The 2,536-nt window shown below is 40.4% G+C and carries 1 protein-coding gene; it reads left to right on the top strand.

The window, feature by feature from the left end; all coding sequences use genetic code 11:
• Positions 1–2,242: hypothetical protein (locus tag HGH47_RS12060; protein ID WP_432912664.1), on the top strand; the 2,242-nt coding region annotated here is incomplete at its 5' end.
• Between the last annotated feature and the right edge of the window lie 294 nt (positions 2,243–2,536).

Genomic DNA, 2,536 nt, shown 5'->3' with positions numbered 1-2,536 from the left:
AAGCATTACGGGAACTGCGTATGACGATCAGGTTATCACGGAAATTTGGGCAAAGATCGACGGCTTTACATTTACCGGTGCAAGTACTACGGATGCTCAAGTAGGTCACAGGCTTGCAACGTATAGTACTTCAACCGGTAATTTTACGGTAGAATCCGGTAATGTTGATACAAACGGATGGAAGTTTACTGTTGTATCGAATGAGTTCAGTGTTGAAAAGGGTCATACCGTTAAATGGCAGCTCGATTGGGATAGCTCAAAGATAGCGAACGGCGTAGGCTTGGATAAAACCGTTACGGTAACAGTAAAAGATACCGCTCAAACAAATACCGCGTCTGATAGCAGGAAGGTGGATGTTGTGCCGTATATTACGGAGATAGTAACTGAAAAAACGCACGAAAGCGGCTTGACTAAAAATACTATCCGCTCATCGAACGGGAAATATTCGGTTATAAAAGGCAGTACGGTAGGATTCATAAAGGTAAAGGGCTTTAACTTGCCTAATCCTACTGTACGACTTGTTAAAGCAGCAGACTTGCCAACTGCTACAGAAACGACTGGAGAAGGTCTTACTGCTACCGGAAGTGGTTCCGAATTTACACTAACAAATGCTCTTTCAAAATCGGGTTATCTTGAAGTATTTGCAGGAGCTTCGAAGGTTCGTGCAATAAATAATATTAATAGCAATGAAAAAGCGTATAACAAAGAAGAAGATTTGTATTTGTTGAAAAATAAAAACTTCAACGATGACCGATATCTGCGCCTATTCGATATAAAGCAAACAGCTGTGAGAAACGGTTACTATCCTGAAATGATTATGGATGGAAATGATCCGGTGTTCGGGTATATTGATTTAAGCGGAGGACCTGATAGTGCTGTCGCATCGGGAGGCGCTGGGGCGTATCAGCCTTCACATGCAATGCCTCAGCGTGCAAAATTTAACGGCGCTACAGGCAGTACAACGGATACAGAATACCTGATAAAAGCTTCAATATGGGATCAAATGGGTATGGCAAGGGATGATGGCGGAAGATACCATCATGTAACGGTTTACGATAGAGATAAGTGCGCTATGTCCTTTATTTATGATAGGTATGCTGAATTATACGATGACGGAAAAGGTTGGGGGGCAGGTGTTCAGTATGCTAAGTATGAAGCTCAGGGTGGAAATCTTTCAACGAGGCTTAAGAATAATGCTCTCACGCTTGAAACCACCCATCATGATTCTCTGTTATTGGGCAGATATCAGTATCCGAAGATCATAACAAAAGGAAATTCTATAACTGATAAAGCTGTGGTGTATATGGCATATTATGATACTAATACAAATGATAAAAAACTCATTTTTAGAAATTTTCAGATTGGCAAAAAAGATAGTGTTACCGGTATTGACACGGGATCTTCACCTACTAAATTTGAACTATATAGTGATAGTAGTCATCCAGAATATGTGCAATGGACAAATTTAAAGGAGAATTATACAACTGCTCCAAAGGATACCAAAGAAGCTTTCCCTTCTCCTGATTACAATACAGGTCGTTTAGAACTCGTTACATCTGCTTCTCCATATTTTGATATAGGCGTACTGAGTGATGGACGTGTCGTAGTTGTATACTTTGATGAATCGGTAGGTAAGCTTAAGCTGCGTTATTCAAATGCTCCTGTAACGGGTGATGATCCTACAGCTGTGGTTGCTTGGACGGATAGTTCTATTGAGTTCCCCAACTATGTCGGTCAATATGTTTCGATGGATATCGATTCAGGCAATGGTATTCATATAGCGGCCTTTGATTCAAATAATGGAGATTTAAAGTATTTCTATCTTGACAGCTATAATGCTACTACATTGAAAACAGCTTTGGTGGATGCTGCTTTTAGCGTGGGGCAGTGGACACAAATTAAGGTTCATAATAACAAACCCTATATTGCCTATTACAATAATTCTGAAGCGGGTCAGCGAAGTGCCATCAAGCTTGCCGTTGCAAAGGATAATGTCGGTACTGTTAAAAATGGTGTCGGTACGTCAATGGGTGATGAAGCAAACAAAATAGCTGAAGGATTATATTACGAGGATGGTTTTGTAACAGGCAGGTGGGACTGTATGACTATTCCTACTCTTACGCCTGCTCAGGGCGGTACACCTAAGTTTAAGAAGGTAAATTTAGGCTTTGATACTGATGGACGGCCTGTAGTAGGCTATCTTGGAAGCAATATTGAATTCGGTAAATGGCTGGATGAGTGAGAATGCCTGATTTAGCGGATTAATAATTTAAGGGATTAACCTCAGTAAAATTAAAGGGCTGTTCTAAAAGGACAGCCCTTTTTTTGTGTTTATCTCCAGTACCTTTATTTCCATTCTTAAGCGGATTGTGAATCGGTTTTTTAGAGATGCCCATATCTTTATAGGTGTGAGATTTCTTCAAGGCTTAAGCCGGTTCCTTCTGCTATTTTGGCAATATCAATTCCAAGTCTTTTAAATGCGGTTGCAGTTTCACGAGCTTTTTGGTAAGCACCTTGTTCAATACCACGCTCAATA

The sequence above is a fragment of the Treponema sp. OMZ 805 genome (assembly GCF_050937395.1).
Classification (GTDB): Bacteria; Spirochaetota; Spirochaetia; order Treponematales; family Treponemataceae; genus Treponema.
The sequence above is the reverse complement of the archived record's forward strand: the minus strand, read 5'-3'. Positions and strand labels throughout refer to the sequence as shown.